The organism is Xanthobacter luteus (assembly GCF_040049235.1).
Classification (GTDB): domain Bacteria; phylum Pseudomonadota; class Alphaproteobacteria; order Rhizobiales; family Xanthobacteraceae; genus Xanthobacter.
On sequence record NZ_JBDZDO010000004.1, the window covers coordinates 77,390 to 97,070 of the forward strand.

General features: G+C 63.5%; 19 protein-coding genes, 1 tRNA gene and 1 pseudogene. 6 read left to right on the forward strand and 15 right to left on the reverse strand.

Features of this window, described 5'->3' with window-relative positions:
* The first annotated feature begins 101 nt into the window (after positions 1 to 101).
* The 6 genes from ABLE88_RS13760 (at position 102) to ABLE88_RS13785 (ending at position 3,990) form a co-directional block, all read left to right on the forward strand.
* Positions 102 to 320, forward strand: coding sequence for a helix-turn-helix transcriptional regulator (locus ABLE88_RS13760; RefSeq protein WP_348832263.1), 219 nt, complete (start codon positions 102 to 104; stop codon positions 318 to 320).
* A 61-nt stretch (positions 321 to 381) separates the two neighbouring features.
* On the forward strand, positions 382 to 558 hold the full coding sequence (locus ABLE88_RS13765) for a hypothetical protein (protein ID WP_348832264.1): 177 nt from the start codon (positions 382 to 384) through the stop codon (positions 556 to 558).
* 87 nt (positions 559 to 645) lie between these two features.
* A complete protein-coding gene (locus ABLE88_RS13770; protein ID WP_082772848.1) occupies positions 646 to 894 on the forward strand; it encodes a type II toxin-antitoxin system Phd/YefM family antitoxin in 249 nt (82 codons plus the stop codon).
* Entirely contained in the window at positions 891 to 1,352 is a 462-nt protein-coding gene (locus ABLE88_RS13775) for a type II toxin-antitoxin system VapC family toxin (RefSeq protein WP_348832265.1), read from the forward strand. Before ABLE88_RS13770 ends, ABLE88_RS13775 begins: the two co-directional genes overlap by 4 nt.
* On the forward strand, positions 1,349 to 3,004 hold the full coding sequence (locus tag ABLE88_RS13780) for a recombinase family protein (RefSeq protein WP_348832266.1): 1,656 nt from the start codon (positions 1,349 to 1,351) through the stop codon (positions 3,002 to 3,004). Before ABLE88_RS13775 ends, ABLE88_RS13780 begins: the two co-directional genes overlap by 4 nt.
* Entirely contained in the window at positions 3,004 to 3,990 is a 987-nt protein-coding gene (locus tag ABLE88_RS13785) for a hypothetical protein (RefSeq protein ID WP_348832267.1), read from the forward strand. The genes ABLE88_RS13780 and ABLE88_RS13785 overlap by 1 nt, the downstream gene beginning before the upstream one ends.
* A 55-nt stretch (positions 3,991 to 4,045) precedes the next feature.
* Here ABLE88_RS13785 and ABLE88_RS13790 read toward each other — a convergent pair whose 3' ends face one another.
* The 15 genes and pseudogenes from ABLE88_RS13790 to dapD all read right to left on the reverse strand — a co-directional run bounded on the left by ABLE88_RS13790 (position 4,046) and on the right by dapD (position 19,679).
* Entirely contained in the window at positions 4,046 to 4,975 is a 930-nt protein-coding gene (locus ABLE88_RS13790) for a restriction endonuclease (protein WP_348832268.1), read from the reverse strand.
* The gene (locus tag ABLE88_RS13795) at positions 4,972 to 5,331 is read right to left on the reverse strand and encodes a hypothetical protein (protein ID WP_348832269.1); all 360 of its coding nucleotides are present in this window, start codon (positions 5,329 to 5,331) and stop codon (positions 4,972 to 4,974) included. Before ABLE88_RS13795 ends, ABLE88_RS13790 begins: the two co-directional genes overlap by 4 nt.
* Positions 5,328 to 6,695, reverse strand: a complete 1,368-nt coding sequence (locus ABLE88_RS13800) for a restriction endonuclease subunit S (protein WP_348832270.1) — start codon at positions 6,693 to 6,695, stop codon at positions 5,328 to 5,330. Before ABLE88_RS13800 ends, ABLE88_RS13795 begins: the two co-directional genes overlap by 4 nt.
* The gene (locus ABLE88_RS13805; protein ID WP_348832271.1) at positions 6,692 to 8,224 is read right to left on the reverse strand and encodes a class I SAM-dependent DNA methyltransferase; all 1,533 of its coding nucleotides are present in this window, start codon (positions 8,222 to 8,224) and stop codon (positions 6,692 to 6,694) included. Before ABLE88_RS13805 ends, ABLE88_RS13800 begins: the two co-directional genes overlap by 4 nt.
* 78 nt (positions 8,225 to 8,302) lie before the next feature.
* On the reverse strand, positions 8,303 to 11,704 hold the full coding sequence (hsdR, locus tag ABLE88_RS13810) for a type I restriction-modification system endonuclease (protein ID WP_348832272.1): 3,402 nt from the start codon (positions 11,702 to 11,704) through the stop codon (positions 8,303 to 8,305).
* A 277-nt stretch (positions 11,705 to 11,981) separates the two neighbouring features.
* Complete coding sequence (locus ABLE88_RS13815) at positions 11,982 to 12,500, reverse strand: terminase small subunit (RefSeq protein WP_348832273.1); 519 nt, start codon at positions 12,498 to 12,500, stop codon at positions 11,982 to 11,984.
* Positions 12,497 to 13,096 (reverse strand): hypothetical protein, encoded by a 600-nt coding sequence (locus ABLE88_RS13820; RefSeq protein WP_348832274.1) that lies wholly within the window; start codon positions 13,094 to 13,096, stop codon positions 12,497 to 12,499. The genes ABLE88_RS13815 and ABLE88_RS13820 overlap by 4 nt, the downstream gene beginning before the upstream one ends.
* Positions 13,093 to 14,607, reverse strand: coding sequence for a YfjI family protein (locus ABLE88_RS13825; RefSeq protein ID WP_348832275.1), 1,515 nt, complete (start codon positions 14,605 to 14,607; stop codon positions 13,093 to 13,095). Before ABLE88_RS13825 ends, ABLE88_RS13820 begins: the two co-directional genes overlap by 4 nt.
* Positions 14,604 to 15,512 carry a DUF7146 domain-containing protein gene (locus ABLE88_RS13830; protein WP_348832276.1) on the reverse strand — a complete coding sequence of 303 codons (909 nt, stop codon included), beginning with the start codon at positions 15,510 to 15,512 and terminating at the stop codon, positions 14,604 to 14,606. The genes ABLE88_RS13825 and ABLE88_RS13830 overlap by 4 nt, the downstream gene beginning before the upstream one ends.
* Positions 15,505 to 15,750, reverse strand: coding sequence for a helix-turn-helix transcriptional regulator (locus tag ABLE88_RS13835; RefSeq protein WP_510182899.1), 246 nt, complete (start codon positions 15,748 to 15,750; stop codon positions 15,505 to 15,507). Before ABLE88_RS13835 ends, ABLE88_RS13830 begins: the two co-directional genes overlap by 8 nt.
* Positions 15,751 to 15,833: 83 nt before the next feature.
* Positions 15,834 to 16,613 (reverse strand): hypothetical protein, encoded by a 780-nt coding sequence (locus tag ABLE88_RS13840; protein ID WP_348832277.1) that lies wholly within the window; start codon positions 16,611 to 16,613, stop codon positions 15,834 to 15,836.
* A gap of 15 nt (positions 16,614 to 16,628) precedes the next feature.
* Positions 16,629 to 17,684 carry a tyrosine-type recombinase/integrase gene (locus ABLE88_RS13845; protein WP_348832558.1) on the reverse strand — a complete coding sequence of 352 codons (1,056 nt, stop codon included), beginning with the start codon at positions 17,682 to 17,684 and terminating at the stop codon, positions 16,629 to 16,631.
* A gap of 24 nt (positions 17,685 to 17,708) precedes the next feature.
* A pseudogene (locus ABLE88_RS13850) lies at positions 17,709 to 17,954 on the reverse strand (Arm DNA-binding domain-containing protein); the annotation flags it as partial.
* 170 nt (positions 17,955 to 18,124) lie between these two features.
* Positions 18,125 to 18,214 (reverse strand) — tRNA-Ser (locus tag ABLE88_RS13855).
* A 607-nt stretch (positions 18,215 to 18,821) separates the two neighbouring features.
* The gene (gene dapD / locus ABLE88_RS13860) at positions 18,822 to 19,679 is read right to left on the reverse strand and encodes a 2,3,4,5-tetrahydropyridine-2,6-dicarboxylate N-succinyltransferase (protein ID WP_348832278.1); all 858 of its coding nucleotides are present in this window, start codon (positions 19,677 to 19,679) and stop codon (positions 18,822 to 18,824) included.
* Between the last annotated feature and the right edge of the window lie 2 nt (positions 19,680 to 19,681).

The following is a 19,681-nucleotide window of genomic DNA, read 5'->3' on the forward strand; positions in this document are numbered from 1 at the left end:
CACAGCCCTACGAAACCTAACAATCTATTGCACAACAACAAATCCTTGCCTTTGCCTGTCCTGGCAGTTCCCGGAAACAGCCAGCAGGAGGCATCGCGGCCGTGCGCCAACCAGACCGTATCATCCGCCTGAACACCGTACTCGATCGCACCGGCCTGTCGCGGTCCACCATCTACCGCAAGATCGCCGAGGGCACGTTCCCGCCCCAGATCAGGATCAGCGTCAACGGCGCGGGATGGCGGGAATCCAACATCAACCGATGGGTGGCCAACCCCGTGGCGTGGCGGCCCGGAAGCGGGCGCGACCTCGATGGCGTCTGATCGTAGCGCGCGCTCCCGCGCCCGCGCCCGGCGCATCAGGCCGCCCACGGCGTCGGAGCAGTTGGACGAGTTGTTGGGATACCATGTCCCTATGGGCCGACCGCCCAAACACGACCTGTCCACATGGACCGTCACCGATGATTGGCCGCGCCCCGTTCCGGTCACGCACGCCGAGATCGAGGTGTTCGAGCAATGGTTCGGCGACCTGTTCGATGAACTGTTCGGCCCCGAGGGCTGACACTTCGGGGATTTGAAATCGGCGTTGAAATCCGCCTTCCAATAGATTACTTGTAGTCACATATGGCTACATATGTGAGGGCGCAACATGCTGACCATCAACCTCAGAGACGCCAAGGCTGGATTTTCCAGCCTTGTCGATGAAGCCGTCAAAGGAGAGATCGTGACCATTACCCGTCATGGTAAGCCCGTTGCGGCCCTGGTTTCGGTCGAGGCGGCGGAGATCGCGCGCAAGGCGCTCGAACGCAAACGGGCGGGTCTTGTCAGCTATCTCAGGACATTCCCAGGCGGAGAGTTCCCGCGTAACCGCAAACCATCGCGGGATGTCGAGCTTTGAGCGGCTTCCTTCTCGACACCAACGTCGTCTCCATGTTGGCGCCGTCGAGGGTGGAAGCGTCAGCTGATTTTCTCGACTGGTTGGATCGCATGGACGGCGACGGCCGGTTATTCTTGTCGGTTGTCTCCATCCATGAAATCGAGAAGGGAATTGCGCTTCTCGACCACAAGGGGGCAACGGCGAAGGCCGCGAGCCTGAAAGCATGGCTCGGTGGTCTCGTCTCCACATACGATGACAAGATCATTGGCTTCGACGCGCAGGCTGCCGCGATCGGTGGGCGATTGGAAGCGAAGGCGCTCACGGCCGGCCATGATCCTGGCATGGCCGATGCCGTGATCGCCGGCATCGCAGCGGCGCATGAACTCGTCATCATCACCCGCAACACGAAGCATTTTGTGCCATTCGGTATCGCCGTGTTGTCGCCGAACGAGGCAGCTGCCCAAGGAGACCCGGCATGAGCGCTGCCTCTTCCACAATCCCCCTGCGCGCCGCCCTTTACCTGCGCGTCTCGACGGCGCGGCAGGCCGAGCATGATGTTTCCATCCCCGACCAGAAGCGGCAGGGCGAAGCCTATTGCGAGGCGCGCGGCCTGCAATTGGTCGAGACCTATGTGGAGCCCGGCGCGTCGGCGACTAATGACCGCCGGCCAGAGTTTCAGCGCATGATCGAAGCGGGCACGTCCAAGCCCGCGCCGTTCGATGTCGTCGTGGTTCACAGCTTCTCGCGCTTCTTTCGCGACGCCTTCGATATGGAGTTCTACGTCCGCAGGCTGGCGAAGAACGGCGTCAAGCTGGTCTCCATCACCCAGGAGATGGGCGACGATCCGGTGCATCAGATGATGCGGCAGATCATGGCGCTGTTCGACGAATACCAGTCGAAGGAAAACGCCAAGCACGTCATGCGGGCCTTGAAGGAGAACGCCCGCCAAGGCTTCTGGAACGGCTCGCTTCCTCCTATCGGCTACCGTGTCGTCGCGGCCGAGCAGCGCGGGGCCAAGACCAAGAAGAAGCTGGAGATCGACCCGCTCCACGCCGACACGGTGCGGCTGATCTATCGCCTCGCGCTGGAAGGCGACGGGACCACCGGCCAGATGGGTGTGAAGAATATCGTCTCCTATCTCAACAGCCGCCGCATCTTCACCCGCGACGGCGGGCGCTGGGGCATCGGGCAGGTTCATCGCATCCTGACGCGCCGCACCTATATGGGCGAGCACGAGTTCAACAAGCGATCCAAGACCAAGGAGTTGAAGCCGGTCAGCGAGATCGTCACGGTTCCGGTCCCGCCGATCATCGACCGCGAGACGTTCGACACCGTGCAGGCGTTGCTCAAGGCCCGTAACCCCAAAGTCATGCCATCCGCCGTCATCAGCGGCCCGACCATGCTCACCGGCCTGATCCATTGCGCCAAGTGCGGCGGGGCCATGACCATCCGCACCGGCAAGGGCGGGCGCTACCGCTATTATGCCTGCTCGATGAAAGCCCGGCAGGGGCCGACCGCCTGCGAGGGCATGGCCGTGCCGATGGACAAGCTGGACGATCTGGTCGCCAGCCACCTCGAAGACCAGCTTCTCCAGCCCGAGCGGCTGGAAATGATTCTTGCCAGCGTTCTCGACCGTAGGCAGGAGCAATCCGAACGCCGCCGCGAGCACATCGCCGAACTGAACAAACGCGCAGCCGAATCGGAACTACGGCTCAAGCGCCTCTACGATGCCATCGAGGCGGGCGTCGCCGACATTGACGACCCGGCGCTCAAGGACCGCATTGACGGCCTGAAAGCCATCCGCGATCAGGCCAAGGTCGATGCCGAACGCGCCCAAGCCATGCTTGATAATTCCGGCGCTAGGGCCATTACGCCGCAGATGGTCCGCACCTTCGCCAAGACCGCGCGCCAGCGCATCCGGCTTGAAGGCGGCGGCTACCGCCGCGACCACCTCCGCGCGCTCGCCCAGCGCGTCGAGGTCGCAGACGGCGAGGTTCGGATCATGGGATCGAAGACCCGGCTGCTTCAGGCGCTCACCGCGAAAAACGGCGTAAACTCAGTGCCCACTCAGGGACTGAAGTGGCGGAGAGAGAGGAGTTCGATCTATTTGTATTATATAATTGAAATATAATGCTTTTTCAGCGTATGTGTGGGGTGTTGTACCCGGGATTATACCCGGAAATCGGCCACATTTGTTCCCGGAATTCGAACCTGTCGGTGCGGGAAAATGCCGATGTAGCTCCCTCGTCGCCTGTGTTAGGTAGTTCAGCTCTCTCAGGAGAAGCCACCTTCGCGACCATCCTCAACAACTTAACACGCCGTCCTTTCATCATCTATGCCGCTCGTCTCCGCGGGAGACCCGGCTGGCATGTCGGAGCTCTGCAAGGGCAGATCGAAGACGTAAAGCGCTGGCACGCGCAGGCTGGCGACGTCGTTCTAGAGGTGCGCCAGCTCGGTGAGCCTCTTGCCCAAGCGAGCACCCTTGTTGCCGAGTGGCGGGCGCAGGACCTGGGCTGGCTTAAGGATCTCAATACCGGGGTCTGGCACGAGCGCCGGTTCTCCGATTTTTGGGAGCCCTCCAGCCCAGAAGTCTGCGAAGGCTTGGCGGTGTCCTTCGCGCCACCGGAATCAGGCTGGATCAAAGGAGCTGTTGCTGTCGCTTGTCCGGGCGGGATGGCCTGCTTCTGGATCAGTAACCTCTATGGCCCCGAACCCCATATCGTGCCGTGGTTGGAGGAGATCGCGCGCGGAGGATATCCCCGCATCACCTTCGCGAAGGAGTGTTCTTGGAGAGAGTTCCTGGTGCTCTCCGGCGATCGCCTAAAAGAGCGCGAACATTTGGAATATCCAGAGCCGGAGTTCGTTCGCTTCTGCATTGTCAGGCGCTGGCCGAGCGCATCGACACGGGAACTCGATGTCCTTCTTCCCCGGCTCACCCTGGTGCGCTCGATCTATCGGGCCTGGCTCTCCTGCCACGATGATGATCCGCAGCGCTTCCGGGACGAATGGACCACATTCGGCGAAAGCGAGTTGACGCCGGAGTATCCGTTTCAGCGTTCCGGAGCTCTCGACCACTGGATACAAACTGGGGGCGACGCCACCAGCCGTTCCGAATGATTGCGTCCATGACTTGCGTTGCTTCGGATAGATCACCTTTTAACAGGCGGCTGGCCTATTCCTCGCCGAAGAAGTCCTCGTCCAACCGCTTGAAATCGACAGTGCGATAGTTGCGGACGCCGACGCCGTGTTCGATCATCAGGTCGGCCAGCTCCTGCCCGTCGATCAGGATAACCCGTTGGGCCAGATGCTTGACGTAGTCGCGCGCGGGCTGGCTGAAGGTGGAGGTGGTGACGAAGACGCCCTTGGTGGCGCCGAGGCCGACGAGGCTTCCGACGAAGCCATTCACATCCGGGCGGCTGACGGAGCTGCCGGGAGCGTAGCGCTTGGCCTGTACATAGATCCGGTCGAGGCCGAGGCGATCCTCGTTGACGATGCCATCGACACCGCCGTCGCCGGAGCGGCCGAGCTGCGCGGCGGCGTCCTTGTGGCTGCCGCCATAGCCCATGGCCACCAGGAGATCGACGATCAGCTGTTCGAAGAAGGCCGGGCTGTTGGCGAGGATGCGCTGAAGCAGTTCATCGCGGAGCGCCGCCTGAAGCGCTGCGTGGGCCGCATCGATCTGCTCCTCCGGTGTGGTCCGGGAGGAGCCCGTGTCGGCCGGCTTGCTATCGACGGCGTCCTGTTCGGCCGCGGTGCTCTCATTTCTGTAGAACTCGCGGAACTCCGGCTCCTGCATCAGGAGAGCCACGTCGATGCGTTCCGGTGATGTTGCCAGCAACGCCTTGCCTTTTTCGCTCGCCAGAAAGCGGCCTCGCGCGGGCGAGGTGATCAACCCCGCCTTGCTCATGTAGAATTTTGCCCAATGGATGCGATTGTGCAGCACACGCTGGCGTCCGCTCGGCAGGAGCTTCTCACGGTCGGCCTCACTCAGCCCGAAAGCGTCGGCAATCCGCTCCGCCACGTCGGCCACGCGTGTCTCGCCCTCGGCGGCGAAGCGCAGGACAGGGAGCATGAGGGTCTGGTAGTCGGGTATAGGGCTCATGCCGCAATCACCTTTCCTGCCGCCGTCCTGAGCGACAGGCGGAAATGGTAGGGCGTGACTTCCTCGAACAGTACGACATCGCCCGGCTTTGCCCCGGTGCGCTCGAAGACCTCGCGCACGAAGGCCCGGTCTTGGAAGAAGGTCCGCGGCTGGCCCTTCTTGTCCGTCGGGACGAAGGTGTCGGTGCATAGGGTTCCGAACTCCAGGCGCACCAGGCGCGGCGCCGGCGCGTGGACATTCGTGCCGCCGAACACATCAAGCGGAAGCTTCCGGTAGAAGGGCGTGATGTAGATGTGCGTCGACTGTCCCTCTTTGCCGAAATTGCCGGAGGTCAGTTGGCTTTCATAGGTCGTCATGCCTTGGCTCTCCGCCCGCGCCGGGCCTTCGGCGCCGCCTGCCGCTCGGCGCGGATGCGGATCAGCAGGTGTTCGGCGGGCTCGTCGTTTTCGTCCTGGGGTACCAACTCGCCGCGGAAGGCCTTGGCGAGGATCGCCTCGTCCAGCTTGCCCACCAGCTCCAGCGCGCGCCTGGCTTGCGCCGCGAGCCGGTCGATCTTGGCGAAGGCGGCTTCGATGCGGCGGACGATTTCGTGTTGTTCTTCGAGGGTTGATGGGATGGGAAGTTGGATTGTCGCCAGGTCCTTCTGCGAGATCTTCCATATCCCAGCAGTCGTCTTTGCGACGATTTCGATCTGAGACCGGACTTGTGGCGCATTCCAGAGACTGGTCAGCCACAAGGGCAGGGCTTTCGTGCCATCTACTCGGATACGGAAAGCCGTGTCCGGAAAGATCGTGGGGCGAGGTATGGCCGGAACAATCGATGCGATTCCGACGAGTGATCTCGTTCCATTCCCACGGCTGACAAGAACATCTCCGGTCTCCAACAAAAAGCGGCGCGCCTTGTCATCATTGACGGGAATGTAACGGACATCGTCGAGACGAACTTCGCGCTCTCTTAAAGCGCTTAGTCTCAGGGCGGGAAAACCCGGTGGGGTGTCCGAACCCTTGATGGAAAGGCCGTTTCTGACAGGTACAGAGAGCAGCTCTTCCAGTTGGCCTGTCCGTGGCTCGGCGACTTGCACGCGAGCCCTCCACTCCCGCGTCAAATCCCCGCTGAACGCCTTGCTGAGGACGGCCTGCTTGTAGCGGGAGACGAGGGTTTCGATGCGGGCGAGTTCGGTGCGGGCGCGGGCGGATTTCGCGTTCAGCGCATCCAGCTTGGCCACGATGCGCTTTTGCTCGGCCAGGGGTGGAAGGGGAAACGCGAAATTCTCAATCATCGACTTGGTAAGTGCCTGCCGTGTAGCACCGTAATTTTCGCGCCTTATGAATTCTTGAGCGACAGGGGATGCCAAGAAACCACGGACGTATTGCGGCAGGACGCCTTGAGCGAGGCGAACAATGCTGACGTGTTGATTGACCCTTGCACCGGCATATGCCTTCGGCGCAACCGCCACGCGTCCGATGGAGGCGCCCGTGATGTTGAGCAGAACATCCTCTGTCTCAACGATAACATTATCCAGCCTTGCAGCCTGCCGTTCGTCTAGGAAAGCCAGACCTTCCGATCGAACTCCATCAAAGTGAACGTTGAGGGAGCGGACAAGCGGGATGCCTGAAGCTCTATAGGATTGTTCACCTCCTGTTGGAGTGGCGCCGCTCCCGATTTTTGTCGTGACTTGACCCAGCATCGCCTCAATCCACCCCTTCGGCAGCCCGCTCATTCCGCCGCCTCCGGCATCTCATCCCCCAGCTCGGCCATCAGCGCCTCGATCTCCAGCGTGGCGGCCTGCAGATGGCCGAGGATGGCGGCGGCGATGTCGTCGGGTTCGGTGAGGCCCTCTTCCGCCTCTTCCTCCGCCTCGCGTAGCCAGGTGATGTCGAGATTGTCGCCGCGCTTGGCGATCTCCGCGCGGGTGAATTTGCGCCAGCGGCCGGCCTCGCCTTCGTCCGGGCCGCGCTCGGCGCCGTAGCGATCCTTGCCGAAGGCCTGCTCGAAGCCTTCGAAATGGGCCGCCGTCAGCGGCGTGGTCTTGCCGAATTTCGGCATCTGGGCGCGCAGGTCATAGATCCAGACGGCCTTGGTGTTACCCGCCACTGTCTTGCCGCGGGTCAGGAAGATGACGTTGGTCTTGACCCCCTGCGCATAGAAAATGCCGGTGGGCAGGCGCAAAATGGTATGCAGGTCGCACCAGTCCATCATCAACTGGCGCAGCTGTTTTCCGCGCCCGTCCTCGAACAGCACATTGTCCGGCACGACGATGGCGGCGCGGCCGCCCGGCTGAAGCGCCCGGATGCAGTGCTCCACAAAGGGAAGCTGGTAGGAGGAGACGGCGGCGGTGACGGAGAGGTCATCGCGCGTCGGCGCCCCGCCGGCTGGGCCGAAGGGCGGGTTGGTGAGGATGAGGTCGGCGCGGCCGAGCCCCTTGCCCTTGTCGGAGAGCGTGTCGCCAAGATCGACGTGGTCGTTCTCCAGATCGTGCAGATAAAGGTTCATCAGCAGCAGGCGCAGCGTACCCGCCACATTCTCCATGCCGTGGAAGGCGTTGCGCTTCTGCCAGGCACCGCTGTCGGGCAGATCGAAATAGCCGTCCGTGCGCGCCTTCATGTAGCGGTCGGCGGCAATCAGAAAGCCGCCGGTGCCGGCGGCGGGGTCCTGAATCACCTCGCCGGGCTTGGGCTGCATAAGGCGCACCATCACGTCGATCAGCACGCGGGGCGTGAAATACTGCCCGGCACCGCGCTTGGTCTCCTCGGCGTTCTTCTGCAGCAGGCCTTCATAGAGATCGCCGAACTGGTCGCGCTCCTCGGAGAACCAGTCCAATTCATCGATGGCGGTGACCAGCGTGGCGAGATTCTGCGGCTCGCGGATGATGGTGGAGGCGCTGTCGAAGATCTTCTGCACCATGTCCGGCAGAGGCCGCGCATCCGCATAGCGCTTGCGCTCCTCGGGCGTCGCATTCTCGCTTGGCGGGCGCACGAGCGCATCATCCTTGCCGAGGCGGGTGCTGGTGGCACCGAGGGTGACCAGGACGTTGCGATAATGCTCCAGCTTGGCGAGGCCGTTCGCCGCCACCAGATCCGCCCAGCGCATGCTTTTCGGCAGGGTGCCCGTCTCGCGGTTACGCTCGGCCATCATCTTGAGGAACAGCAGATAGGTCAGCTCGGTGACATATTGCTGATAGGTGATGCCATCCTTGCGCAAGACCGTGCAGAGGCGCCAGAGTTTCTGGACGATGGCGTTGGCGTTCATGGCATGAGTCTCTAAGGGTCAGGGGTCGTGATTGCGCTTGTAGCGGGCGTGGGGTCTTGGTCAACGTGCGTCGGCCCGTCAGGCGGCGGGCGGCGCCCAGATGGCCTCGTTAAAAGCATGCAGGACCTCGTCGAGCGCGCCATCAAACTCCTGCGAGATGCGTTGGAAGCCGCCCTTGTCGGCGAACACGCCCTGGTCGAGCAGGGTCGGGTCGGCCACAGGCTTGTCCTTGAGCGCCCGGCCGATGCGGCGCAGCCACTCCTTCTGTTTTGGCGTCCAGGGGCGCGAGGCCTCGATCTTGCGGATCGCGTTGTCGACGCGGGTGGCATAGGGGATCAGCGGATCGCCCAGCGCGGCCTGGCGGACGAAGCCGATGATATGGGCGGCGATATCCGCGTTGCGGGCGCGGCCATAGGCGGCGCGCAACATGGCTTCGGAATAGTTCCTCTCGTCCAGCAGGCCCGCCAGCTCGGACAGCTCCTTGCGGGTGAGATCGCGCGGGCGCTGGGTGACCGCGATCAGCGCCGGCACCTGGTTCATGTTCTCGCGCACGAAACGCTCGAAGCCGGTGATGTAGTCCTCCGGCGTCGTGTTATTGCCGAAGATCTCCTCGATGCGGAGCAACTCGTCCTCGTGGCTGGAGATGATAACGCCATCGTTCCTGCCCGTGCTGAGCGGGCGGCGCTCCAATAGCTCCACGGCGCGCGGATGGGCGCCGAGCCACTCCTGAAGCTCGGCGCCGGAGCGGGTGGCAAGCCGCTGCAGGGCCATGTCCGGGCTCTCGCCCGTGTGGCGCTCGAAGCTTTCGCGGGTCTCGGCATCCATGCGCTTGACCATGGCGCGCATGCGCACGATCACCTGACCGGCGACCCAATTCTTGTCCTCCACCGTTTCCGCCTTCTGCAGGTCGGTCACCAATTGGCCGAGCGAGATGTCCGGCTTCACGACGACGGGGCGCATATCCGTCATCTCCTGGAGCTCGGCATAAAGATCGACGGCATCGAAGATGCGGAAATGCTCCTTGCCGATCTCCGGGCAGAGGCGCGTGGCGCGGCCGATCATCTGGTCATAGAGAATGCGGCTTTTCACCCGACGGACGAAAACGAGATTGCAGATGGAGGGGATGTCGACCCCGGTGGTGAGCAGATCCACGGTGACGACATATTTCGGATATGGGTCGTTCTTGAACTTCAGGATCAGGTCGTCGGCCTTTTCGACGGTGCCGGTGATCTTCACGACCATGCCGTGGGGCACGGCCTCCTTGCCGTACTCCTCCCGCAGCTCCTTCTCCAGGAGGTGCACGATGTCGTTGGCATGGGCGTCGCGGGCGGCGAAGATCAGCGTCTTGCCCGGCTTCGACGGCGGGATCTCGGTCGCGATGGCCCGGCAGACGATGCGGTTGAAGGCTTCCGAATAGACGCGCTTGTTGAAGTCGGCGAGGTCGTAATCCAGCGAGACATCGTCCGGCAGCTCGAAGAGATCGATCTGGCCCGTTCGGCGATCGATGATCTCGACTTCCTCGCCGCCATCGAAGTGGATGCCGGCCTCCGAGAGTGCCGTGGTTATGCGCTTCGGTGGTAGGTGGTCGTTGAGATAGCCTTCGACGACGGCCTGACGATAGCCGTAGTGGAAGACCGGATGGCCGAAGATCTCGCGGGTGTGCAGCGCGGGCGTCGCCGTCAGCGCCACCTTCACGGCATCGAAGTAGTCGAGGACCTGGCGGTAGGCGGACTGATAATCGTCGATGCTGCGGAAGCCGATGTCACTTTCGCGCAGCTCCGCATCCAGCGTGTAGCCGCGATGGGCCTCGTCCACGATGATGCAGTCGAAGGTGCCGGGCGTGGGCCGCTTGGCCGGGTCCGGCTCGTTCAGTATGCGGGCAATGAGCGACTGGACGGTCGCGACCTGCACCTGGTCCTCATCCTCCGGCAGCTTCTGCTCCAGCCCGGCCACCTTGTAGATCTGGGCGAAGTTCAGCATGCCCTCGATCTCAGTGGTCTCCAGGGCGTCGCTCGTCTGCTTGCCGAGCGCTTTGCGGTCGACGAGGAAGAGGATACGGCGGAAGCGCTTGTGCTTGAGCAGGCGATACATCAGCGCAATCGCCGTGCGCGTCTTTCCGGTGCCGGTCGCCATGGACACCAGAATGTCCCGCTGCCCCGCGACCACGGCATTTTCGATCGCCGCGATCGCATCTTCCTGGTAGGGACGCATCTTTCCCTTGCCGAAGCTTTCCTCGGCAAGGCCTTGTACGGCGGTGTCGACATCAGTCGCGAGCTTGTCCAGCAGGTCCTTCGGTGCGAACCAGCTGGTCATGGCAATGGCGTGGTTTATCTGCCGCCGCACATCTCGATACCAGATGCCGGATTTGGTCAGCCACTGGCGGACGTAGGGTCGTCCATTGGTGGCGAAGACGAACGGCACGCGGAACGGATCATCCAGGCCATGTTGCCAGGGGCCATGCGGGCAGGCTAGCTCCGGGGCCAGCAGAAGTGTGCGGGCGTATCGTTCGGCCTGCTGGAGCGTGGACGGCACATCTACACTCTCGCGCTTCGCTTCGATGACGCCGACGCAGGCGAGGCCGACGAAGAGCGCGTAATCCGCGCGACCACCTTCGGAGGGCCACTCGGCGATCGCTAGGTTGCGGCCTTCTTCCGGCCGTGCTCCCTTCTGGTAGGTCAAACCGTCGCTATCGGCCTCCCAGCCGGCATCACCGAGCTGGACGTCGATCAGACGGCGGGTCTGCCGTTCGTCGAGTTCCAGGCGGCGTGCGGCCTGCTGGCCGGCCTGTTTGAGCTGCATCTGCAGCTGCTCGGGCTGAGCCTCGGCAGCCTTCTGCAACTCGGCGAGCTTGCGAGAGAGCGCGGCCTGATTGGCCTCCATTTCGACCGCGGTCTGTTCCCACACGGCACTGTCGGAAGCGGCCTGTCGGGCGAGTTCTTCGGCCGCGGCCCGGGCCCTGGCGAGTTCGTCGGCTGAGGCATGAGCGGCAGCGAGCTTTTCTTCCGCTTCCCGGACCTGAGCGCGCAGCGCCGCGAGCTCCGCCAGCGTCCCCTGGTCAATCTCCGCAGAGGCTTTGGGCGGCACGAACGGGCCTGGCTTGAAATTCGGATCACGCCCGTAGGTGCGACGATACCAGACGCCAAGGGCGCAGCAGAATTTAAGCGCCGCCAGAGCCTCCGCCGGTGAGCCCGCCAAGCTATGGGTTGCCGCGTTGCCACTTTTGCGGACAGCATGGAAAACGTCCGTGACTTCCCGCGGCAAGACCTGCTGTGCTGCCAGTCGCCGCAGGAGATCATGCGTGGTCTCGCGCGCGGCCGGATCATAAACGCCGGAAAGGGCCGCAATCTCCTTGGCCATGTACTCGCCGAACTGGCGGCTTTTGATCAGGGATGTGTTGGCGTCTTCAGCAAAAAAACGCTCGGCCAGAATGCCGAGGCGATGCAGCTCTGGGCTGATCTCCCGGAGATGGTCGAAGTTCACCGACAAAGCTGCGCCCCAATCGTTTCTGGCAGACGAGAGTAGATAATTGATCTGATCCTCGCAAACTGGATTGGAGTTCGAAATCGCCGCGCTGTCACCCCCTTGCGCGCCGACAACTCCTCCACCGAGGCCTGCAATCGGCGCTTTCGGAGTGAATGCCTGAACTCCCACTGGCTGCTGACGTTTGCCGACGCGGCCGAAGGATGGAGGCGTGGGCCAGCCGAAGGGCCACGCGGGGTGGCATCGAATTGTGTGACGACACCATCTGAAGCCAACCTTATTGGTGATGCTCCTGAAATTCTGCGAGCAGTTTCTGCATCGGATCGGCTGAGTTATCGTCTTTCGGCGCATGAACCGAAAACAATCCCAAGTGCCGCGCGAGTTTTTCGAGGGCGGAGAGCTTGTCCCAGATCTGCAATGCGACCTTTCGCTCCAGCGTTCCGTCCCCCAGTTCGCGGGTGGTGATTTGCAGAAAGCGAATAGCCGCCCGGTCGTCGGGATTGAGCTGGTTCAACGGCTTGAGCTTGCCTGCCGCGTCAAAGAGCTGGCCGATATCCGCGAAGGCGATGAGGGCCAGTTCCTTTAGGACACGCGCCGCTTCCACCCCCGTCTTCTCCGCCCGGCGCTCCATCGACTCGGCGATTGCCTTTGCGATGTACGGTTTTGACAGGTTCTCGGCACCGATCTGGCGCGCGGTGTGTCGGCTGTAGCCGGCACGAATGGCGGCGGCGGTCGCGTTCATATCGCGCAAATACTCCGCGACGAACGTCTGCTGCTTGCGTGTGAGTCCGGTCACGACGGCACTCCTTTTGCGCAACGTCGATCAGAAAGGAGGCGGTCTGAGCCGGTGCGACGACGCCACGGGGCAGGCTTCATCGTGGGCCGAAAGGCAGACAGTTCGGTGGTCGAGACAGGCTGGTGGCTCGCAATGCAGAACCAACTCAGCTGCCCCTCCCGTTCAATTGTGGCTTTCGATCGTGCGAACGCGACAACTTCCCCGCCTCGCAGTTCCCAGGCCAAGCCCCCAACCCAGTTCTTTGGCGGTTCGAAGATGTCTGCCACCGGCCAGCCGAGGTGGGCCGCAGCGGAGCCCCAGATGGCGAGAAAGCGGTCTATGTCCGTCAGCGCTTGGTCCCAATGAAGGGTAGAGACGCCCATCGGAATCTCGGCTTCCATCTGCTGCCGGGCATCAGTGTAGGCCGCAAGAAGCGGTGGGGCCTGTTCGGTGACGCGGGAAGTGCGATGAAAAATTGGCCGCGCGGGCAGATCGGCAACCTCCAAAACCTTCAAAACCTCGGCGTCGGTAGTTTCGAGGGTTTTGAGGGTGGGGCCCTCACCGGCTTGGAAGCCTTGTTTGTGGGCGAGGAGTCGCTGAAGCCACTTGCTGCTCATCGTCCGCCCTCCGCGATCTTGGGGTGCCAGAGATACTCAAAGGTGGGACGACCGCCGGCAGCGCCGGTCGGGACCTCTCGAAGAGCCAGGTTGTGAGTTGAAACCAGGATTTGGAGTGCGGCCTCAACCGCATCACGGTCCGAGAGGCCAGCCCAACCCTTCTGGTGAACATCACGTGCGCGGAAAGGAGAAGGCAGGGCCTCTCGGCGATTGAGGATCAGGTGGGCTCCCGCCTCCGCCGCGTAGGTGCCGGCTGCATATAGCCGGATGGCATGGCTGCGGAGATAGTCCGCCCAAGTGAGGGCGTGGAGCAGGGCGCTATCGCCGATCGCTTCATTGTCCCCCGATAGGAACTGGAAAATCAGCGCGAGCGAAGCGACGGTCTTTGGCATCTTCAGCAGGTGCGCCTCCAGTGCCTCCGATTGGGCGCCTGCGCGGGCCTCGCGTTGGAGGTCGGTCATCCAGTCGATGAAGAGGCCTTGGGCGTCCTTCGTGAAGCGACGTAGAGCCGGCGCCTCCGTCGTGCCAAGGTTCAGACATTCGAGGCGGAGGAAGGCGGCCTCGTAGTCGCGCTCCGCATTGGGATCGGGACGGCGGTCGCGCCATTCCCAATCCTTGGAGAGGTCCGGCCACACCGCCAGCTGAAGACGCTGCACGAGCCCGTCCGCTGATGAGCCGGAGACGGCGCCGCGGACGATGGGCGCGATGCGCGCCGGCTGGACACCGCCCACGAGGGACAGGGTGGCCATCTCGATTTCGACAGTGCCGCGACCGATGCGGTCATACTTGAAGCTGGCATCGCCATTGAACGCCTCAAGGTAAAAGGCCCGGTCGATCTGGAACGCCTCATCCTCAAGCTTCGCAAGAAGGCCCGGCAACTCATCGCGAACGACGAGCAAGCCGCGCGGGTTCTGGTTTAGGAGCTCACCCAGCTTCTCAACGGTCGCGTCGTTGACCGTCAGCCGTTTGCGCTTTGGGATAACCAGAGCCGCCTCCTGCGCTTCAGCGATGATCTCCCTCGCGGCGTCACGGTCATGATCCTTGAGCTTCTTCTTGGCCTCCTTCCGCGCTTCCTCAAGCGCGAGCTTTGTGACCTCGGCATCCGCCTCAGCCTGAGCGCTTTCGCTCTCCCATTCCTTTCGCCACTCCCGCTCGATCTTGTTGAGCGGCGAGAGCGCATATTTCAAGGCCGGGCTCTTCATCGCCGAGGGCGGCCCGACGACAGCGCCCCACAGGTTCGGGACCACCGTCCAGTTGTCGAATTGCTTCGGAAGGATGCGAACCCGGTTGCCGATCAAGGTTGAACAAGCGACCAGGGCACCCACCGCCACAAAATCTGGAGGGCATTGGGTGCGGTCGGAAACATCGAAGACGTAGTCCCCGACCACCGGAGGCAACATCTGGGGCACCAACAGCTCCACCGCCGGTAGGGCCGCGGCGATCGGTTGGGGATCAAGCAATGGGGCGGAGGTTCCGACGAACGGCACCGCAGTGATGATGTCGGTGTTCATCGGCTGCCCTCCCGCTGGCCTTGCAGAACATCGTTCCAATCGAGACCATCTGGCGGTTCTGCCCAGAAGACGCGCCATCCCTGCGAGGTGGCGCGTTGTCCGAGTGCCCGGCCGGCGTTGCGCCCAGCCCGGTCGGCATCAATGGCGATCACCAGTTCGCCGGGCTGCGGCGGGAGTTCGAATGCGGCCATGCCTGAGGCGCTGAGAGATGCCCAGACCGGGCCGTGATCGGGCAGCTTTGTGGCGGCGCTCAGGGTACTTTCGATGCCCTCGCCGACGACCAGAAGGCCCGGGCCAGAAGCGAGGCAAACACCGCCGCCATTGGCAGAGCCGATGAAGAGGCGTTGGGGCTGGACCGGAGCCTTCTCGCCGTTCGTGTCGATGAACGTGAGATGGAGGGCCGGGCTGGAGACGCCTTGCACGCAAGCGACCATGGCACCGAACGTACCCTGCGGATGCCATTCATGGGGAAGGTAGCGTAGGCTCTGTGGGATGCGGCCGCGCAGGCCACGCTTGACGAGATACATCTCAACAGGGCTGCCCTCGCAGCGACGAGCGGCATGCCACTTCGAGACGGCACGCTGGGCGTTCTTGATGCGCCGATGCTCCGCTTCGCGGACGGCCTGCGCGGTGGCCTCCGGATTGCGCCGGCGCGGCTCCGCCCCATCACCATGTACGATGCCGCTATCACGCAATGCCGTCATGATGTCCGCGTAGGAGCAGCCGGCATGACAATGGAACACCGCTGTGCCGAACTTGCCGACAGACACCGAAAGGGCCGGTGTACGGCTGTTGGGATGGGCCGGGCAGAAGCAGAGGCCGCCACGGCCAGTCCAGCGCCCGCCGAGAGCTTCAACCATCTGGCGGGCATCGAGCCCGCCGCGGAGCATGAGGTGCTCAGTCATGGCGGCCCCCCGAGGCACGAGCGGCCTTCGCGTTCTCGATGACGGCAATGAGCTCTGAGCGAGGCCAGCGTGACAGACGGCCCAGCTTCAACGGCTCCGGGATGGTGCCATCCGCAACGCGACGCCAGAAACTGGCGACACTCATCCCCAGGAGCGCCGCTCCCACATCCACGGAAACGAGGTGATCGGTCTCGACCACCGCGACGGTCTCCCGACCGATTTGCGACGACTTGTCCATGGCTGCTCAACTCACGTCTGGCATGCAACGCGCTGAGACATGGACCCCTAGGTCAGGACATTTGGCCGGGGATGTCCTGACTTTTATGGTTTCGTGATGCGATAGAATAACTTGCTGTTGGCCTCTGCAGACACACCCAATCCCTTCTTATGGGTGAGCTCCGCTGCCCGGGCCTTCGAATGGCCCGATTGCATCAATTCACGCATGTACGAGATGATCTGAGCGGTCTCCGGCGCCTGCTTGCCCTTCCTCTGCCGGCCACCTTCGGCTGCGGACTGGATGGTCTTGATCCCGCGCACAGCGTGGCCTTCAAACGGCTTAGCCCAGGCTTCCTGCATGTGACGGCCGGCGACGAATGCATATTCCGCAATCTCGGCGATGACCTCTTCAAGCCATTCTCGATCCGCGTCGCTGTCCATTTCGGTACACATCAGCTTCGTGGCTCTATCGATGGCCGCCAGCAGCTCAAGCGAATCGCGGCAATGCTGCTCTTGGGACAGCTCGCCAGGGGCATGATCTGCCTTTGGCTTCTTTTCGCACTCGGCAACGGTCTCACGCAGATAGCTTTCCGCTTCCGTTCGCAGCGACGACCATGAGGCGCTTGCGATAGGAGGATCTTCTTCGATTGCCGCCGCCAGTTCGCCGAGCGCAAGGATTTTTGCGGCGCCCTTCCACTCGGATGGTGCCTCTTTCGGTCGGACGTGCCTTTCCATTTTTTCCAATCCGTCGATCACGGTCGTTTTCGGTACGCCTTCAAGCAGAGCCGCAAACAGGTCGCGTTGTTCGGCCTGAGAAAGGGCGGGCCAGAGATCATCGATCTCATCCCACCGTCGTTGATCGAAGAGAGGCTTCCACTCGCTCATTTGATACGCCCTGTCTCACCGGCGAGCCGCGTGAGGAACTTTCCCGGGATCGGCGTCAGTCGTTCCGTTGCTGGCGGCAGGCATGACGGGCACGGATCGTCTGCGGCGGCCCAGGAGGTCGGCAGCCGGTATCTGCCCTTCCATGATGAGGTCGGCCCAAAGCTGAGCGAGCTCGATCCGTCTCTCCAGATGTTCCGCGCGGTTGTAGGCGCTCTCCACCCGGTCCTTAGGGGTATGGGCGAGCATGAGATCGATGATCTGGCGATCCGCCGTGAAGCGCTCGTTCATCACCGAGGAGAAGGTCGCGCGCCATCCGTGTGGGACGTGCTGCCGGTGATAGCCGGCGCGGTTCAGCAGATACCCGAGAGCATTTTCGCTCGCAGGCTTGTGGGCGTTTCGCCCATTCGGGAGCACGTATGGCCCGCGGCCGGAAAGTGAGCGCAGCAGCTCGATTGTCTCAATGGCCTGCTTGGCCAGCGGCACGAAGTGGTCCCGGGAGGTGTCGTCCTTGTAGGCGAGCTTGAGTTTCATGCGCGCGGCAGGAATCCGCCAGATGGGCTTGTCAGCGTCCAGATCGGCGAACTCGGACCATGGCGTCGTGATGAGGGTGCCGGGCCGTACGGCGGTCAATGCGAGAAGGCGCAAGGCAAGCTTGGTGGCGGGGTTCGCGGGCGTCTCGTCCACGCGCCTGATGATGTCGCGGGCCTGATCCAGATCAGTGATCGCAGGCTGGCGTCCCTTCTTAAGGGGCTTCAGCGCCTTTTGGACAATGGCTGCCGGATCGTTGTCCGCAATGCCGCATGCGATGGCATGGACGAACACCGCCGACATGCGTTGGCGAACGCGCTTGGCCGTCTCAATAGCGGGGCGGTTCTCGATCGCGCGCAGGACGGCCAAGACCTCCGGAACGGTGATTGTGCGAATGTCCCGGCCGCCCAGCTTCGGAAACACGTCCCGCTCCAGCGTGTGGATCACGTCGTAGGCATGGGTCGATGTCCAATGTGGCTGGTTCAGGCCGTACCATTCGCGGGCGAGGTGCTCGAAAGTTACGTTCGCCGGTACGGTCGCCACCCGCCTTCGATCGGCCTTCTCGGCAGAGGGGTCCTTGCCTTCGCGAAGCCGCTTCTTCTGAGCTGTGCGGGCCTCCCGGGCCTCCTGAAGGCTGATGTCCGGATATGGCCCGATCGTGAGGAGCTTCTCCTTGCCGGCGATCTCCTAACGCAGGCGCCAGACCTTGCCTCCTGCCGGAGAGATGGCGAGGTGGAGACCTCCGCCGTCGGTCAGCTTGTAGGGCTTTTCGGCCGCCTTGGCTTTGCGGATCTGCATGTCTGTGAGCGACATTGGGCGACCTCCCCCTTTACCCGGTTTCCGGAGGCGGCCTTACCCGGTTTTTACCCGGGATCGACTGCGATTTAGCGCGATATCGTGAGGCGCCCTGCAGCCGATATGGCGTGCGAATCAAACGCTGGCAAGGCTTCTGATAGGATCTGAGGTGGGGTGAGATTGAGGGCTGGCGGAGAGAGAGGGATTCGAACCCTCGATACGGTTTCCCGTATACACGCGTTCCAGGCGTGCGCCTTCAACCACTCGGCCACCTCTCCCAGCGCGCGCAGGGCGCACGCAGAACTTCAGAAAAGGCGACCGCCGAAGGCGGTCTGTGCGCCTTCAACCACTCGGCCACCTCTCCCAGCGCGCGCAGGGCGCACGCAGAACTTCAGAAAAGGCGACCGCCGAAGGCGGTCTGTGCGCCTTCAACAACTCGGTCCCCTCTCCCAGCGCGCGCAGGGCGCACGCAGAACTTCAGAAAAGGCGACCGCCGAAGGCGGTCTGTACGCCTTCAACCACTCGGCCCCTCTCCCAGCGCGCGCAGGGCGCACGCAGAACTTCTAGAGACGACCGCCGAAGGCGGTCTGTGCGCCTTCAACCACTCGCTCTGCCCTCCGTCCCGTCTGGGACAGGGCCCGCCCGGTCGCTTCCGATGGTGTCAGAAATCGTGCCGCGCCGGAACTTGCGCCGCACCCGAGGCGAGGCGGCGGAATATACAAGCTGATCGCCGCCGCGCAAGCCGCTTTCTCGGCCCCCGCGGGCGCCCCGAGCCCGGCGCCGAACAAGCCCCGCCGGAAACGGCGCCCGCGCCGCGCCGGGCCGCCGCCCGCATCCGCCGGGGCGGTGCGCCCGCCAGCCGCCGGCGCCCGGGCGCCGCGCGCCTCAGTCGCGCAGCAAATCGTTGATGGAGGTCTTCGAGCGGGTCTGCTCGTCGACGCGCTTCACGATCACCGCGCAATAGAGCGCGGGGCCGGGCGTGCCGTCGGGCAGCGGCTTGCCGGGGAGCGCGCCGGGCACCACCACCGAATAGGCCGGCACCTCGCCGACGAACACTTCGCCGGTCTGCCGGTCGACGATCTTGGTGGAGGCGGAGATGAACACGCCCATGGAGAGCACGCAGCCGCGCCGCACCACCACGCCCTCCACCACCTCGGAGCGGGCGCCGATGAAGCAGTCGTCCTCGATGATGACCGGGCCGGCCTGCAGCGGCTCCAGCACGCCGCCGATGCCCACCCCGCCCGACAGATGCACGTTCCGGCCGATCTGCGCGCAGGAGCCCACCGTCACCCAGGTGTCCACCATGGTGCCTTCGCCCACATGGGCGCCGAGATTCACGAACGAGGGCATCAGCACCACGTTCGGCGCGATGTAGGCCGAGCGGCGCACGATCGCCCCCGGCACGGCGCGGAAGCCGGCGGCGCGGAAGTCGGCCTCGCCCCAGGACAGGAACTTCGAGGGCACCTTGTCCCACCATTGGGCACCGCCCGGACCGCCGGGGATGGCTTCCATGTCGTTGAGGCGGAAGGAGAGCAGCACCGCCTTCTTGAGCCACTGGTGAACCACCCAGGCGCCGTCGGCGCCCTTCTCGGCGACCCGCGCCTTGCCGCAATCCAGCAGCGAGAGCGCCTCGTCCACCGCCAGGCGCACCTCGCCCATGGTGGAAAAGCCGATCTCGGCGCGCTTTTCGAAGGCGGCGTCGATGATGCGGGAGAGTTCGGCAAGGCGGGCGGGGTCGGCCATCG

Excerpts from the sequence above, each read along its gene's own strand:
- ABLE88_RS13770 (WP_082772848.1), top strand. The coding sequence starts at position 646 with ATGCTGACCATCAACCTCAGAGACGCCAAGGCTGGATTTTCCAGCCTT.
- ABLE88_RS13780 (WP_348832266.1), top strand. The coding sequence starts at position 1,349 with ATGAGCGCTGCCTCTTCCACAATCCCCCTGCGCGCCGCCCTTTACCTG.
- ABLE88_RS13785 (WP_348832267.1), top strand. The coding sequence starts at position 3,004 with ATGCTTTTTCAGCGTATGTGTGGGGTGTTGTACCCGGGATTATACCCG.
- ABLE88_RS13790 (WP_348832268.1), bottom strand. The coding sequence starts at position 4,975 with ATGAGCCCTATACCCGACTACCAGACCCTCATGCTCCCTGTCCTGCGC.
- ABLE88_RS13795 (WP_348832269.1), bottom strand. The coding sequence starts at position 5,331 with ATGACGACCTATGAAAGCCAACTGACCTCCGGCAATTTCGGCAAAGAG.
- ABLE88_RS13800 (WP_348832270.1), bottom strand. The coding sequence starts at position 6,695 with ATGAGCGGGCTGCCGAAGGGGTGGATTGAGGCGATGCTGGGTCAAGTC.
- ABLE88_RS13805 (WP_348832271.1), bottom strand. The coding sequence starts at position 8,224 with ATGAACGCCAACGCCATCGTCCAGAAACTCTGGCGCCTCTGCACGGTC.
- ABLE88_RS13820 (WP_348832274.1), bottom strand. The coding sequence starts at position 13,096 with ATGAGCAGCAAGTGGCTTCAGCGACTCCTCGCCCACAAACAAGGCTTC.
- ABLE88_RS13825 (WP_348832275.1), bottom strand. The coding sequence starts at position 14,607 with ATGAACACCGACATCATCACTGCGGTGCCGTTCGTCGGAACCTCCGCC.
- ABLE88_RS13830 (WP_348832276.1), bottom strand. The coding sequence starts at position 15,512 with ATGACTGAGCACCTCATGCTCCGCGGCGGGCTCGATGCCCGCCAGATG.
- ABLE88_RS13835 (WP_510182899.1), bottom strand. The coding sequence starts at position 15,750 with ATGGACAAGTCGTCGCAAATCGGTCGGGAGACCGTCGCGGTGGTCGAG.
- ABLE88_RS13840 (WP_348832277.1), bottom strand. The coding sequence starts at position 16,613 with ATGAGCGAGTGGAAGCCTCTCTTCGATCAACGACGGTGGGATGAGATC.
- dapD (WP_348832278.1), bottom strand. The coding sequence starts at position 19,679 with ATGGCCGACCCCGCCCGCCTTGCCGAACTCTCCCGCATCATCGACGCC.